General features: G+C 70.4%; 14 protein-coding genes. All 14 read right to left on the minus strand.

Going from position 1 to position 14,156, the window contains the following annotated elements; all coding sequences use genetic code 11:
• Nucleotides 1-19: 19 nt before the first annotated feature.
• Entirely contained in the window at nt 20-841 is an 822-nt protein-coding gene (locus tag ACFZA0_RS29165) for a F0F1 ATP synthase subunit delta (protein WP_391022466.1), read from the minus strand.
• Nucleotides 838-1,380 (minus strand): F0F1 ATP synthase subunit B, encoded by a 543-nt coding sequence (locus ACFZA0_RS29170; RefSeq protein WP_391022468.1) that lies wholly within the window; start codon nt 1,378-1,380, stop codon nt 838-840. Before ACFZA0_RS29170 ends, ACFZA0_RS29165 begins: the two co-directional genes overlap by 4 nt.
• A 41-nt stretch (nt 1,381-1,421) precedes the next feature.
• Nucleotides 1,422-1,655 carry an ATP synthase F0 subunit C gene (gene atpE, locus ACFZA0_RS29175; protein WP_355380343.1) on the minus strand — a complete coding sequence of 78 codons (234 nt, stop codon included), beginning with the start codon at nt 1,653-1,655 and terminating at the stop codon, nt 1,422-1,424.
• A 77-nt stretch (nt 1,656-1,732) separates the two neighbouring features.
• Nucleotides 1,733-2,554 carry a F0F1 ATP synthase subunit A gene (gene atpB, locus ACFZA0_RS29180; RefSeq protein WP_391022471.1) on the minus strand — a complete coding sequence of 274 codons (822 nt, stop codon included), beginning with the start codon at nt 2,552-2,554 and terminating at the stop codon, nt 1,733-1,735.
• Between the two features lie 225 nt (nt 2,555-2,779).
• On the minus strand, nt 2,780-3,217 hold the full coding sequence (locus ACFZA0_RS29185; protein ID WP_391022473.1) for a hypothetical protein: 438 nt from the start codon (nt 3,215-3,217) through the stop codon (nt 2,780-2,782).
• Nucleotides 3,218-3,518: 301 nt separating this feature from the next.
• Entirely contained in the window at nt 3,519-4,907 is a 1,389-nt protein-coding gene (locus ACFZA0_RS29190; protein WP_391022474.1) for an MraY family glycosyltransferase, read from the minus strand.
• 322 nt (nt 4,908-5,229) lie between these two features.
• On the minus strand, nt 5,230-5,904 hold the full coding sequence (locus ACFZA0_RS29195; protein WP_391022476.1) for a protein-tyrosine-phosphatase: 675 nt from the start codon (nt 5,902-5,904) through the stop codon (nt 5,230-5,232).
• The gene (locus ACFZA0_RS29200) at nt 5,901-6,548 is read right to left on the minus strand and encodes an L-threonylcarbamoyladenylate synthase (RefSeq protein WP_391022479.1); all 648 of its coding nucleotides are present in this window, start codon (nt 6,546-6,548) and stop codon (nt 5,901-5,903) included. The genes ACFZA0_RS29195 and ACFZA0_RS29200 overlap by 4 nt, the downstream gene beginning before the upstream one ends.
• Before the next feature lie 56 nt (nt 6,549-6,604).
• On the minus strand, nt 6,605-7,444 hold the full coding sequence (gene prmC / locus ACFZA0_RS29205) for a peptide chain release factor N(5)-glutamine methyltransferase (RefSeq protein WP_391022481.1): 840 nt from the start codon (nt 7,442-7,444) through the stop codon (nt 6,605-6,607).
• Between the two features lie 84 nt (nt 7,445-7,528).
• Nucleotides 7,529-8,605 (minus strand): peptide chain release factor 1, encoded by a 1,077-nt coding sequence (prfA, locus tag ACFZA0_RS29210; RefSeq protein ID WP_391022483.1) that lies wholly within the window; start codon nt 8,603-8,605, stop codon nt 7,529-7,531.
• A 101-nt stretch (nt 8,606-8,706) separates the two neighbouring features.
• Nucleotides 8,707-8,931 (minus strand): 50S ribosomal protein L31, encoded by a 225-nt coding sequence (gene rpmE, locus ACFZA0_RS29215; RefSeq protein WP_279561735.1) that lies wholly within the window; start codon nt 8,929-8,931, stop codon nt 8,707-8,709.
• Between the two features lie 139 nt (nt 8,932-9,070).
• On the minus strand, nt 9,071-10,297 hold the full coding sequence (locus ACFZA0_RS29220) for an LCP family protein (protein WP_391022486.1): 1,227 nt from the start codon (nt 10,295-10,297) through the stop codon (nt 9,071-9,073).
• A gap of 368 nt (nt 10,298-10,665) precedes the next feature.
• Nucleotides 10,666-12,705, minus strand: a complete 2,040-nt coding sequence (gene rho, locus ACFZA0_RS29225; RefSeq protein ID WP_391022488.1) for a transcription termination factor Rho — start codon at nt 12,703-12,705, stop codon at nt 10,666-10,668.
• Nucleotides 12,706-13,113: 408 nt separating this feature from the next.
• Nucleotides 13,114-14,031 carry a homoserine kinase gene (gene thrB, locus ACFZA0_RS29230; protein ID WP_391022490.1) on the minus strand — a complete coding sequence of 306 codons (918 nt, stop codon included), beginning with the start codon at nt 14,029-14,031 and terminating at the stop codon, nt 13,114-13,116.
• Nucleotides 14,032-14,156: the final 125 nt, after the last annotated feature.

Consider the following 14,156-nt stretch of genomic DNA (forward strand, 5'->3'; position numbering starts at 1 on the left):
GGGTGTCCGCGGATGGGCGTCAGCCCGCCAGGCGGCGGCCGGCTTCCTCGATGCGGTCCGCGACGGAGCCGTTGATGACCTCGTCGCCGACCTGGACCCGGATCCCGCCGAGGACCGCGGGGTCCACGTCGAGGTTCAGGTGCATCGGACGGCCGTACAGCTTGGCGAGCGCGGCGCCGAGGCGCTGCTTCTGTCCGTCGCTGAGCGGCACCGCCGAGGTGACGACGGCGACCATGCGCTCCCGGCGGTCGGCCGCGAGCCGGGACAGGGCTTCGAGGCCCGCTTCCAGGCTACGTCCCCGCGGCGCGGTGACGAGGCGCGTCACCAGACGCTCGGTGGCGCGGTCGGCCCGGCCGCCGAGCAGGCTGCGCAGCAGCTCGCTCTTGGCCGCGACGGGCGCGGTGCGGTCGGTCAGCGCGGCGCGCAGCCCGGTGTTCGAGGCGACGATCCGGCCGAACCGGAACAGCTCGTCCTCGACGTTGTCGAGCGTGCCCGCCTTCTGCGCGGCGGTGAGGTCGGCGGTGGCCGCCAGTTCCTCCAGGGCGTCCACCAGGTCGCGCGAACGCGACCAGCGGGCGCGCACCAGTCCTGCCACGAGGTCGGCGGTCGCGCCGCCGACCTGGCCGCCGATCAGGCGCTGCGCCAGCTCGGCCTTGGCCTCGCCGGGCTGCGCCGGGTCGGTGAGGACCCGACGCAGCGACACCTCGCGGTCGAGCAGCGCGGTGACCGCCGACAGCTCGTCGGCGAGCTGCGCCGCGTCGACGGACGTGGAGTCCGTCAGCGCGTCGAGACGCTCGCGTCCGGCCGACAGGGCCTCGCGGCTCGCTCCGTGGGCAGTCATCGCGCGGCCTCGGCCTTCTCGTCGAGGTCGTCGAGGAAGCGGTCGATCACGCGGCTCTGCCGGGCGTGGTCCTCGAGGGACTCGCCGACGAGCTTGCCGGCCAGGTCGGTCGCGATCTTGCCGACGTCCTGTCGCAGCGCGGACGACGCGGCCTTGCGGTCCGCCTCGATCTGCGCGTGACCGGCGGCGACGATCTCCTCGCGCTGACGCTGGCCCTCGGCGCGCATCTCGGTGATGAGCTGGGCACCCTGCTCCTGCGCCTCCTGGCGCAGACGCGCGGCCTCGTGCCGGGCCTCGGCGAGCTGAGCCTTGTACTGCTCAAGAACGCTCTGGGCCTCGGTCTGTGCGGCCTCGGCCTTCTCGATACCGCCCTCGATGGCCTCGCGACGCTCTTCCAGAACCTTGTTGATGTTCGGGAGGAGCTTCCACGCCAGGAAGCCGAAGACGATGACGAAGGCGATCAGGCCGATGACAAGCTCGGGGATCGGCGGGACGAGAGGGTTCTCCTTCTCGGCCGCGAACGTGAGCAGCTGGCTCATGTGTGTGCCTTTCGTCTAGTCGGCTGGATGTGAATCGCTGCTCACACGCCGTAGACGAACGGCATGACCAGACCGATGAGGGCGAGCGCCTCACAGAACGCGAAGCCGAGGATCTGGTTGGCGCGGATCAGGCCGGCAGCCTCGGGCTGACGGGCGAGGGCCTGCGTGCCGTTACCGAAGATGATGCCGACGCCGACGCCGGGGCCGATGGCAGCAAGGCCGTAACCGATGGAGCCGAGGGAACCGGAGACAGCAGCGGCAAGGGTCTGGGACATGCCAGTTATTCCTTTTCTTTACGGACCGGTGGGGGTTGGCCACCGGACGGCTGAGGAGGTCGGGAAAGGCGGTGGGCTCAGTGGTTCTCGGCGAGCGCGCCCTGGATGTACGTACACGTCAGCAGGACGAAGACGTACGCCTGAAGGGCCTGGATGAACAGCTCGAAGGCGGTCATCACGAGCGTCATGATGAACGAGACACCGGCGTAGGCGATCCCGATGCCGTTCAGCAGGTACCAGCTGGCGATCGTGAACAGCAGCAGCAGCGTGTGGCCGGCGAACATGTTCGCGAAGAGCCGGACGGCGTGGGTGAACGGGCGGACCACCAGGTTCGAGAAGAACTCGATGATCATGGCCAGCGGCAGCACCGCGCCGAGCGACTTGTCGTAGCCGGTGACGTTCTTGAAGAAGCCGACGAATCCGTGGCGCTTGAAGGTCAGCGCGACCCACAGGATGTAGACGATCCCCGCGAGCACCGCCGGGTAGGAGATGATCGCCGTGACCGGGAACTGGGCCAGCGGGATGACCGACCAGAGGTTCATCATCCAGACGAAGAAGAACAGCGAGACGATCAGGGGGACGTACTTCTCGCCCTCCTTCTTGCCCATCGTCTCGTAGACGACTCCGCGCCGGATGAAGTCGTATCCGGCTTCGGCGGTCATCTGGAGCTTGCCGGGAACGACCTTCGGCTTGCGGAAGGCGGCCCAGAAGAAGCCGACGATCACGATCGAGCCGAGCAGCGCGAGCAGCATGGTCTTGTTGAAGTACAAGTTGCTGTCCCCGTCGCCCCAGAGGGGCTTGAACAGGAACGAGTGCAGGCCCGGAGCGGGGAAGCCACAGCCGTCGAAGATGTGGCAGTCGGTCTCGAAGGCGAGCACCTGCGTCGGGTCAGCACTCACCGCGGGCTCCTTCAACATGGCGCATAAGTACGGCAACCTCGTGGTGTCGGCACGGCGCGAGGCCGCGGTTCGGCACGGGACTGGTGGTTCGGATGTGGGGGCGGCTTGGGGGCATCTCGCCTCGCGATTGAGCAGGCGTCAGCTCAGATGCCCGCGCCCGCGATGCCGCAGTTGGCACCGGACGATAGCAGCATCTCTCACGTGCCCTTATCCCGGCCCTACGGTTCACGACCGGTGCCCCGAGTTCTGGGACGTGTCCTTGCTCGTCGCGTCAGGCTCGACATACAGGATCTTGGACTTCATGTGGGCGCGTGCCTGCGCGGCGATCCACGCGAGGGTCGCGACCACGAGGGTGATCGCGAACGCCCGGGGGTTGAACAGCGTCGTGTTCTTGAAGATCGCGACGAAGATGACCAGCAGCAGGATCTGGACGGTGTAGAGCATCAGCCCCATCGCCTGGAACAGGTGCGGCAGGGTCTTCGCGATGTACTGCAGAACGTAGAGGCCCAGCCCCATGAACAGGATCACCAGCAGCGTCGCGACGACGGCACCGACCGCTCCCTCGCCGCCGGCGACCACGGCGCTGACGACGGCGGCAATCGCGCCGACGGCAACTGTGGGCACAGCGGCCTGGAGGAGGATCCGGACGTCATTGGACGGCATGGCGGCAACTCCGCTTGTTCAAAGGGGGGCAGGGGTGTCGTCATGGACGAGCGTAGCCCCGGAGCGAGAGGCGGACTCACGCCGAACGACCTTCGCACGAAGGGTCATTCGGCTCTGTCCGGGGTTCTCGTGAACCGTATCACAAACTATTTGATGAGGTCTTTACCTGGTTGGTGTGCTTGCTGTCACACATGAGAGTGACAGTGCCCGTCTGCGCGGTTCCAGGGCCAATCTGTCTGATATTGGGGGGCTTTGCACTCCCACGGAATGGCAACGCTTTAGTCAGATTCTTACCTTGACGTCAGCGGGACGTGCCCGCTTTGCCCCGGTTCAGGAGGCGCGAGCGGGCCCCAACTGCCGTGGCGCCGTTGACTCCGGAGACACCGGCGACGACCGGCGCGGGCGTCCTGTCCGCCTCGTCGGAACCCGGGCGCTCCCCGTTCACCGCCGAACTCCCGGCGGGCGAAGAGGCGTTGGGCGCCACCGCACCGTCCACACCCTCAACTCCGCCACGGACGGCCCGCCCCCGGCGGTAGCGCGGCGGCACGAGGTACTGCGCCCAGCGCGGTGCGCGCGGGGTGAAGCGCGGCAGCAGCAAGAGCACGAGACCGATCGCACTGAGGAACACGACCCCCAGAACGATCCACATCGAGGCCGAGTTGACCGAGTACGCGAGGGCGCCGAAGGCGATCAGCGCCGACCAGAAGTACATGATCAGCACCGCCCTGCTGTGCGAGTGCCCGATCTCCAGGAGCCGGTGGTGCAGGTGCCCGCGGTCGGCCGCGAACGGCGACTGGCCGGCCCACGTGCGCCGCACGATCGCGAGCACGAGGTCGGCCGCCGGCACCGCGATGATCGTCAGCGGCAGCAGCAGCGGGATGTAGACCGGCACCGTCTGGTGCACGGCCGCCTTCTCCGAACCGGCGAACAGGCTGAGCGCGTCCGGGTCGATCTGACCGGTGACCGAGATCGCGCCCGCGGCGAGCACCAGGCCGATGAGCATCGAGCCGGAGTCGCCCATGAAGATCCGCGCGGGGTGCATGTTGTGCGGCAGGAAGCCCAGGCACATGCCCATCAGGATCGACGCGAACAGGGTGGCCGGGGCCGCCGCCTCGATGCCGTACGAGTACCAGATGCGGTAGGCGTAGAGGAAGAACGCCGCCGCCGCGATGCACACCATGCCGGCCGCGAGACCGTCGAGACCGTCGACGAAGTTCACCGCGTTGATCGTGATCACGACGAGCGCGACGGTGAGCAGCGTGCCCTGCCACTGGGTGAGCGCGACCGAGCCCACACCGGGGATCGGCAGCCACAGGATGGTCAGACCCTGGACGACCATGATGGCCGCGGCGATCATCTGGCCGCCCAGCTTGATCAGGGCGTCGATCTCGAACTTGTCGTCCAGGACGCCGATCAGCCAGATCAGGGCGGCGCCGGAGAGCAGCGCGCGCGGCTCGTTGGAGTTGGCGAACACCTCGTTGAGATTGGTGAGGTGGTCGGCGACGAGCAGGCCCGCGCACAGGCCGAAGAACATCGCGATGCCGCCGAGCCGGGGGGTCGGTTCGCGGTGCACGTCGCGCGCCCGGACCTCCGGCATCGCTCCCGCCACGATCGCGAACTTCCGCACCGGCCCTGTCAGCAGGTACGTCACCGCGGCCGTGATGCAGAGCGTCAGCAGGTATTCACGCACGGGCTTCCCCACAGGTCTCGCTGGCCATCTCAGCCCCACACCCTAGCGACGAGCGCATACAGGTGGGGACTTCCGGGTAGCGCCGATGGTTGCACGTGGCCCTGTGCGGGCAGGTACGGCCACCCTCGCTCAACCGGGGTACGGCGGAAATCTACCGGCCGCCGCGCCCGCCTCGTCACGCGCCCGGCCCCGGGGGGCCGCCGCGCGCGGCACGGACGCCGGTATTGCGGTGATCCGCGCGCGTATTTCCGCGGCGCGGGAGGAGGGGCCGGATCGCGGACCCGGGGCGCGGCGCACGCGCGGTCTCCGGGCGCGGACGTCGTCAGGTCCTGGCGGGCACGCCGGTCAGCGCGGTGACCACGGGGTCCAGGGCCTGGTGTATCTCGTCGCCGACGGAACGGAAGAACGTCAGGGGCGCCCCGTACGGGTCGTACACCTCGTCGGCCTCGGCGGTGGGTGCCAGCAGCCAGCCGCGCAGCGCGGCGGAGGCCCGCACGAGCGCGCGGGCGCGGACGACGAAACCGTCCTCCAGGGGCGGCAGCGTCGCCGGGTCGATCGCCTTGACGAGGCGGGTGAACTCCTTGAGCGTGAAGGTGCGCAGCCCCGCGGAGTGGCCCATGGAGATGACCTGGGCGCGGTGGTCGCGGGTCGCGGTGAGCACCAGGTCGGCGCGGATGACGTGCTCGTCGAGCAGTTCCCGGCCGACGAAGCCGGAGGCGTCCGCGCCGAAGTCGGCCAGCACCGCCTCGGCGTTGGCCTCCATCGGGGCGCCCTCGTGGCCCCAGGTACCGGCGCTCTCCACGAGCAGGCCGCCGTCCTCACGGCCGCCGAGGCGGTCGCTGACGAAGTGCCGGGTGAGCCGCTCGGTGATCGGCGAACGGCACACGTTGCCGGTGCTGACGTGCAGAATGCGGAAGGTGTCCTGCGGCGCCGCAGGCCGCGGGCCCCCCGTCCCGTCCCCGTTGCCTATGCCGCGCCCCGCGTCGGGGGATGTCAACTCGCCACCTCGAGGTCGGGTACCACCTTGCGCAGCTCCTCAGCCGAGAGGGCGCCCGCGCGCAGCAGTACCGGGATCTCGCCGGTGACGTCGACGATCGAGGACGGCACGTTGCCGGGGGTGGGGCCGCCGTCCAGGTAGACGGAGACGGAGTCGCCGAGCATGTCCTGGGCGGCGTCACAGGTCTCCGGGGAGGGGTGTCCCGTGAGGTTGGCCGAGGACACCGCCATCGGGCCGACCTCGGTGAGCAGTTCGATGGCGACGGGGTGCAGCGGCATGCGCACGGCGACCGTGCCGCGGGTGTCCCCGAGGTCCCACTGGAGGGACGGCTGGTGCCGCGCGACGATCGTGAGGGCACCCGGCCAGAACGCGTCGACGAGCTCCCAGGCCATCTCGGAGAAGTCCGTGACGAGGCCGTGCAGGGTGTTCGGCGAGCCGATGAGGACGGGCGTGGGCATGTTGCGGCCCCGGCCCTTGGCCTCCAGCAGGTCGGAGACGGCCTCGGAGGTGAAGGCGTCCGCGCCGATGCCGTACACCGTGTCCGTCGGCAGCACCACGAGCTCGCCACGGCGGACGGCGGACGCTGCCTCGCGCAGACCGGTCACGCGCTCGGTCGCGTCGTTGGTGTCGTATCGCCTGGCCATTCAGCGGGCCTCCTCGTACACGTACTGCGTAACTGACGTCTGGGGCGTGCGCGTGCTCACGGCATCGCCTTGCGGGCGGTCGCGAAACGCGGCCTGTTGTTGAGGTCGGGGTGGTCGGCCGCGTCGGCCCAGCCCCGCTCCTCGGTGAAGATCCACGGCACCTGGCCGCCCTGGGTGTCGGCGTGCTCGATCACGACGACACCGCCGGGGCGCAGCAGCCGGTGCGCGGTGCGCTCCAGGCCGCGGATCAGGTCGAGACCGTCCTCGCCCGAGAACAGGGCGAGTTCGGGATCGTGGTCGCGCGCCTCGGGGGCCACGTACTCCCACTCGGTGAGCGGGATGTACGGGGGGTTGGAGATGACCAGGTCGACCTGGCCGTCGAGGTCGGGGAAGGCGGTGCGGGCGTCGCCCTGACGGAGGTCGACGCGGGAGCCCTCCATGTTCTTGCGGGTCCAGCGCAGCGCGTCCTCGGACAGCTCGACGGCGTGCACGCGCGAGCGCGGCACCTCCTGCGCCATGGCGAGCGCGATGGCGCCCGACCCGGTGCACAGGTCGACGATGAGCGGTTCGACGACGTCCATCGCGCGCACGGCGTCTATGGCCCAGCCGACCACCGACTCCGTCTCCGGCCGCGGCACGAACACCCCCGGGCCGACCTGGAGTTCCAGGTAGCGGAAGAAGGCGCTGCCGGTGATGTGCTGGAGCGGTTCGCGGGCCTCGCGGCGCGCGACGACCTCCCAGTACCGGGCGTCGAAGTCGGCGTCCTTGACGGTGTGCAGCTGGCCCCGCTTCACGCCGTGGACGTACGCGGCGAGCTCCTCGGCGTCGTTGCGCGGCGAGGGCACGCCGGCGTCCGCCAGCCGCTGGGTGGCCTGGGCCACCTCCGCGAGCAGCACGCCGCGGGGGTTCGGGGGTCGCCCCCCGAGATGTTGCTGCACGCTGGTCCTCCGGTGTTCGTCCGTGCGTACGTGCCTACGGGTTTACGCGGCTGCGAGCTTCGCCGCGGAGTCCGCGTCGACGCAGGCCTGGATCACCGCGTCGAGGTCGCCGTCCAGCACCTGGTCGAGGTTGTAGGACTTGAATCCGACACGGTGGTCCGAGATGCGGTTCTCCGGGAAGTTGTACGTACGGATCTTCTCGGAGCGGTCGACGGTGCGGACCTGGCTGCGGCGGGCGTCCGCGGCCTCCCTCTCCGCCTCCTCCTGCGCGGCCGCGAGCAGCCTGGAGCGCAGGATACGCAGTGCCTGCTCCTTGTTCTGCAGCTGGCTCTTCTCGTTCTGGCACGAGGCGACGACTCCGGTGGGAATGTGCGTGATGCGCACCGCGGAGTCGGTGGTGTTGACGGACTGGCCGCCGGGGCCCGAGGAGCGGTAGACGTCGATGCGGAGGTCGTTGGGGTTGATCTCCACGTCGACCTCCTCGGCCTCGGGGGTCACGAGGACGCCGGCCGCGGAGGTGTGGATGCGGCCCTGCGACTCGGTGGCCGGCACGCGCTGCACGCGGTGCACGCCGCCCTCGTACTTCAGGCGGGCCCACACGCCCTGGCCGGGTTCGGTGGCGCCCTGGCCGCCCTTGGTCTTCACGGCGACCTGGACGTCCTTGTAGCCGCCGAGCTCGGACTCGGTCGCGTCGATGATCTCGGTCTTCCAGCCCACCCGCTCCGCGTACCGCAGGTACATCCGCAGCAGGTCGCCGGCGAACAGGGCGGACTCGTCGCCGCCGGCGCCCGCCTTGACCTCCAGGATCACGTCCTTGTCGTCACTGGGGTCGCGGGGCACGAGCAGCAGGCGCAGCTTCTCCGTCAACTGCTCGCGCTGCTTGTCCAGTTCCTTGACCTCCGCGGCGAAGTCCGGGTCGGAGGCGGCGAATTCGCGCGCGGTCTCGACGTCCTCGCCGGTCTGCTTCCAGGAGCGGTACGTGCTGACGATCGGGGTGAGCTCGGCGTAGCGCTTGTTCAGCCTGCGCGCGTTGGCCTGGTCGGCGTGCACCGACGGGTCGGCGAGCTGCTTCTCCAAGTCGGCGTGCTCGCCGACCAGTTCCTCGACGGCCTCGAACATGGGGGGCTCCTGGGGTGACGAACGGGACGGAAGGCGGGCGACCAAAAACGCCGGTCCCGGCGCGCCCCGAGGGGCGGCCATGGACCGGCGCTGGTGGCTCGCTACTTCTTGGAGCCGGCCGCAGCCTTGCCGAAGCGGGCCTCGAAGCGGGCCACGCGGCCACCGGTGTCGAGGATCTTCTGCTTGCCCGTGTAGAACGGGTGGCACTCGGAGCAGACCTCGGCACGGACGGTGCCGGACGGGATCGTGCTGCGGGTGGTGAACGACGCGCCACAGGTGCAGCTGACCTGGGTCTCGACGTACTCGGGGTGGATGTCGCGCTTCAAGGGTTTCTCCTAGTGTTCGGGAGGGCGCCGGGTCGCCACCGCGGGATGCGGACGCGTGAACCGGGGCCGACGTACCAGTCTGCCAGCACTGGCCGCATCCCCCAAAACCGGGGGGCGCGGCGATCTATTCCCCGGCCGCTCAGGAGCCGCTCACGACGCCCTTGGCCTGGCCGGACGCGGTGCCGGTGGTGGCGCTCGCGGGGACGGGCCTGTCGTTCTTCAGGGCCGTCCACACCTGCTGCGCCTTGGACTTGTCGAGCAGCACGCGGTTGGCGTTCGCGGGGTCGTACTCCACCGGCATGGTGACCATCGTCATGTGCGAGGCGCCGATGCCCTTGAGGCCGCTCGCGAAGGACACCAGCGAGTTGACCGAGCCGAGGGACGAGTCGGTGGTGACGGTCCTGGTCGCGGTGTCCGCGAGGTCGTAGAGCTTCTTCGGGCTGCTGAGCACGCCGACGTCCTTGACCTGGGCGACCAGCGCCTTGACGAACGCCTGCTGGAGCTGGATGCGGCCCAGGTCGGAGCCGTCGCCGACGCCGTGCCGGGTGCGCACCAGGCCGAGTGCCTGCTTGCCGGTGAGGGTGTGCGTGCCGGCCTTGAGGTCGAGGTGGCTGTCGGGGTCGTCGATGTTCTTGGTCGTGGTGACCTGAACACCGCCGAGTTCGTCGACGAGCTTCTCGAAGCCGTCGAAGTCGACCTCCAGGTAGTGGTCCATGCGCAGGTCGGTGACCGATTCGACGGTCTTGACCGCGCAGGCCGCGCCGCCCGTGGAGTACGCGGAGTTGAACATGACGTCGGTGGCGGCGTCGTGCTCGGTGCCGTCGGCGCTCGTGCACGCGGGGCGGTCGACGAGGGTGTCGCGCGGGATCGAGACCACGGCGGCCTTCTTGTGGCCCTTGTAGACGTGCACGATCATCGCGGTGTCGGAGCGGGCGGTGCCGTCGTCGGTGCCGCCGCCGAGCTTCTTGTTGCCGCCGGAGCGGCTGTCGGAGCCCAGCACCAGGATGTTCTCGGAGCCGTTGTCCGTCTTGCTGGGCCGGTCGCTGCCGAGGACCTGGTCGATGTCGACGCTCTTGATGTTGCCGTTGAGCTTGAAGTACAGGTACGTGACGCCGGTACCGCCGAGCACGACGATGCCCGCCGTGGTCCACGCGAGCGCGATCAGCGCCTTGCGGCGCCCGCTGCGCGGCTTGCGGCGGCGTCCCTTCGCGGACCTGCGGCGCGACGCGGCGCCCTCGGTGCCGCCGTCCGGGGACGCGGGGCCCTCGGGGCCGCCCTGGGAGCCGCCGGGGGGCGGCGTGCCTGGGTGCGGCTGTCCGGGGCCCTGTCCGGGCTCTCCGGGATCGGGCGTGCTCTCGGCAGACATGTGCTCCTCGGCTCTCGTCCGGTCTCTGGGTACCCCCACCTCCGGGTGCGGTCCGGTCTGTCACGACCTGTACCTCACCATGGTCACTCCGTACGGTCTGACGGAGAAACCCGGAAAAGGGTTGCACAGTGCCGAAGCGGGGCTTCTGTGCCGGAAAACACCCAGGAACGGCGGCCGGCCGCGGCGACCCGCTGCCCACCTGCGCTTTCGGCCGGACGCGCGACGCGCCGGGCGCGGGCCGCGGTGGCCGGGCTGTGGCGAAGCTCTCGCGCGGGCCCCGTGCCCCCGGAGCACGGCGAAGGGCCGCCCCCGGTGACGGGGGCGGCCCTTCGCGTGCCGAGCGGACTCCGCGGCGCCTGCGGGAGCGGTCAGTCGCCGTTCCCGTTGCCGGGCATCGGCGTCGTCTTCTGGATCTGCATGAGGAACTCGGCGTTCGACTTCGTCTGCTTCATCTTGTCGAGGAGCAGCTCGATGGCCTGCTGCGAGTCGAGCGCGTGCAGCACCCGGCGCAGCTTCCACGTGATCGCCAGCTCGTCGCTGCCGAGCAGGATCTCCTCCTTGCGGGTGCCGGACGCGTCGACGTCCACCGCGGGGAAGATGCGCTTGTCGGCGAGCTTGCGGTCGAGCTTGAGCTCCATGTTGCCGGTGCCCTTGAACTCCTCGAAGATCACCTCGTCCATGCGCGAGCCGGTGTCGACCAGCGCGGTGGCCAGGATCGTCAGGGAGCCGCCGTCCTCGATGTTGCGCGCGGCACCGAAGAAGCGCTTCGGCGGGTACAGCGCGGTCGAGTCGACACCACCGGACAGGATGCGGCCGGACGCGGGGGCGGCGAGGTTGTACGCGCGGCCCAGGCGGGTGATCGAGTCGAGCAGCACGACGACGTCGTGGCCCAGTTCCACCAGGCGCTTGGCGCGCTCGATGGCGAGCTCGGCGACCGTGGTGTGGTCCTCGGCGGGACGGTCGAAGGTCGAGGAGATGACCTCGCCCTTCACCGACCGCTGCATGTCGGTGACCTCTTCCGGACGCTCGTCGACCAGGACGACCATCAGGTGGCACTCGGGGTTGTTGTGGGTGATCGCGTTGGCGACCGCCTGCATGATCATGGTCTTGCCGGTCTTCGGCGGGGCCACGATCAGACCGCGCTGGCCCTTGCCGATGGGCGAGACGAGGTCGATGATCCGCGTGGTGAGCACGCCCGGGTCCGTCTCCAGGCGGAGGCGGTCCTGCGGGTACAGCGGCGTCAGCTTGTTGAACTCCGGCCGCCCGCGGCCGTGTTCGGGCGCCATGCCGTTCACCGAGTCGAGGCGGACCAGCGCGTTGAACTTCTCGCGGCGCTCGCCGTCCTTGGGCTGGCGGACCGCGCCGGTGACGTGGTCGCCCTTGCGCAGGCCGTTCTTGCGGACCTGGGCGAGCGAGACGTAGACGTCGTTGGGGCCCGGCAGGTATCCCGACGTACGGATGAACGCGTAGTTGTCGAGGATGTCGAGGATGCCGGCGACGGGGATCAGCACGTCGTCGTCGGTGACCTGCGGCTCGGCGACCTCGTCGCGGCCACGACGGCCCCGGCGGTCGCGGTAGCGGCCGCGCCGGCCGCGGCGGCCGCCCTCGAAGTCGTCGTCGTCCTGCTGCTGTTGCTGCTGCTGACGGCCGCCGCCGCCCTGCTGCTGGTTGTTCTGGCGGTTCTGCTGGCCGCCCTGCTGGTCGTCGCCCTTGCCGCGCCGGTCCTGGCGGTCACCGCGGTCCTGACGGTCGCCGCGCTCCTGGCGGTCGCCGCGGTCACCGCGGTCCTGGCGGTCCCGGCCGCGCTCACGGCGCTCGCGGCGGCGGTTCTCGGCGCCGTCGCCGGCGTCGCCCCTGGAGTCGCCCTGCTGCGCGGCCGGCTCGCCCTTCGGCTCGCCCTTCGCGGCGTCGGCGCCCGTGTCGGGGCTGCCCGCGTCGGCGGTGGCACGGCGGCGGCGACGGTCGCCCGCGGAGTCGTCGCCCGCGCGCTCGGCGGCGGGCTGGCCGGGGATCTCGATCTGCTGCGCGGCCTTGTCGGCGGGGGCCTCGGAGGCCTTCTCCGCCTGCTTCTTCGCCACGGGGGCGTCGTCACCCGTGCGGGCCTTGGAGGTGGCCCGGCGCTTCGGCTTGGTCTCGGCGTCGGCCTCGGCCTTGGCGGGGGCCGCGGCGGGGGCGCCACCGCCCTGCGCCTCCTTGATGACCTCGATCAGCTGGCTCTTGCGCATCCGCGCGGTGCCCCTGATACCGAGGCCGGACGCGACCTGCTGAAGCTCGGCCAGCACCATGCCTTCGAGGCCGGTACCGCGGCGGCGCCGCGAGCCCGCACCGGTGGCAGGCGCGGAGGCGTCCGTGGCGGGCGCGGCGGTCTCCTCGACACGTGCGCCCATCAGATCGGTGGTGTCGCTCACGAAGGGTCCTTCCCTGGAGCGGACGTCGGCCTGTCTGGCTCGGCGACCGGTTGTGCTGTCCGGCTCTGGTCCTTGCTGTGTGGACCGTGCCGGGGCGGTGGTCCGCCTCAGCGGCGGAAGAGATTTCTGGTGATGGCGCTTCCCTGGCCGTGGCACCCGACGAGCTGTGTCACGAGGCGTGGTGGCACCGATTCCGGAGTTTGCCCTGCGGACCGCTCAGCGCCCGTGTACATCGCACGGCCCGCGTACGACGAGGGGGGCACGGAGCAGCTTGGGAGACTCCCGGAAGAATGTCTGTCCCGAACGGGGACACGAAGCACCTCGCCATGGTGGGGTCGGGTGCAGACTTGAGATTAACACTACCGGATCCAACAAACATTCCCCCTCTCCAAATCCGGCATTCGTGTGTCAGGTCGCCAGCGGAAGCACGCTCGCGCCCCGCAGATCGAGGTTCAGGCGATTGGCGGCCCATTCCCCGCCCGCGAGTTGTTCCACCTTGTCCGCGGTGCCCGCGTCGGTCAGCGCCATCACCGTGGGACCCGCGCCCGAGATGACCGCCGGAATACCGTCGGCGCGCAGCCTTTCCACCAGTGCGGCGCTCTCCGGCATGGCGGGCGCGCGGTACTCCTGGTGCAGCCGGTCCTCGGTCGCGGAAAGCAGCAGCTCGGGGCGCCTGGTCAGCGCTTCCACCAGCAGCGCGGCACGTCCCGCGTTCGCCGCGGCGTCGACGTGCGGGACGGTGCGCGGGAGCAGTCCGCGGGCGGTCTCGGTGAGCACGGGCCGGCCCGGAACGAAAACAACCGGAACAACGGATTCCGAAGGCTCCATCCTGATCGCCCGAGCCGCGCCGGACTCCATCCAGGAGAGCGTGAATCCGCCGAGCAGACAGGCGGCGACGTTGTCGGGATGGCCCTCGATCTCGGTGGCCAGTTCCAACAGGGCGGTGTCGTCGAGGCGGGCGTCGCCGCCTATCGTCACCGCGCGCGCGGCGACAATGCCCGCGCAGATCGCGGCCGACGAGGAACCGAGTCCGCGACCGTGCGGAATGCGATTGGCGCACACGATTTCCAGACCCCGCGGCTGTCCGCCGAGCAGGTCGAACGCGGTGCGCAGGGAACGGACGAGGAGATGCCTCTCGTCGCGCGGCAGCGTCTCGCTGCCCTCACCCGCGATGTCGACGTGCAGTCCGGAGTCGGCCACCCGCACGACGACGTCGTCGTAGAGACCCAGCGCGAGGCCGAGGGCGTCGAAGCCCGGCCCGAGATTGGCGCTGGTGGCGGGGACGCGCACCCTGACGGCGGCGGCGCGGAACGCTGGACCGGCCATCGCTCGATGACTCTCCTTGAGCTGCGGACTGTGCGGGACATCCGGTACGTACGGGGGGAGGCTCCAGGTCCACGACCGCTGGGGACCGCGGGCCGGCGCGCTGCCGGGCGGCATATGCGGCAGGC

Origin of the sequence: Streptomyces sp. NPDC008150 (genome assembly GCF_042956945.1) — a bacterium.
Taxonomy (GTDB): domain Bacteria; phylum Actinomycetota; class Actinomycetes; order Streptomycetales; family Streptomycetaceae; genus Streptomyces.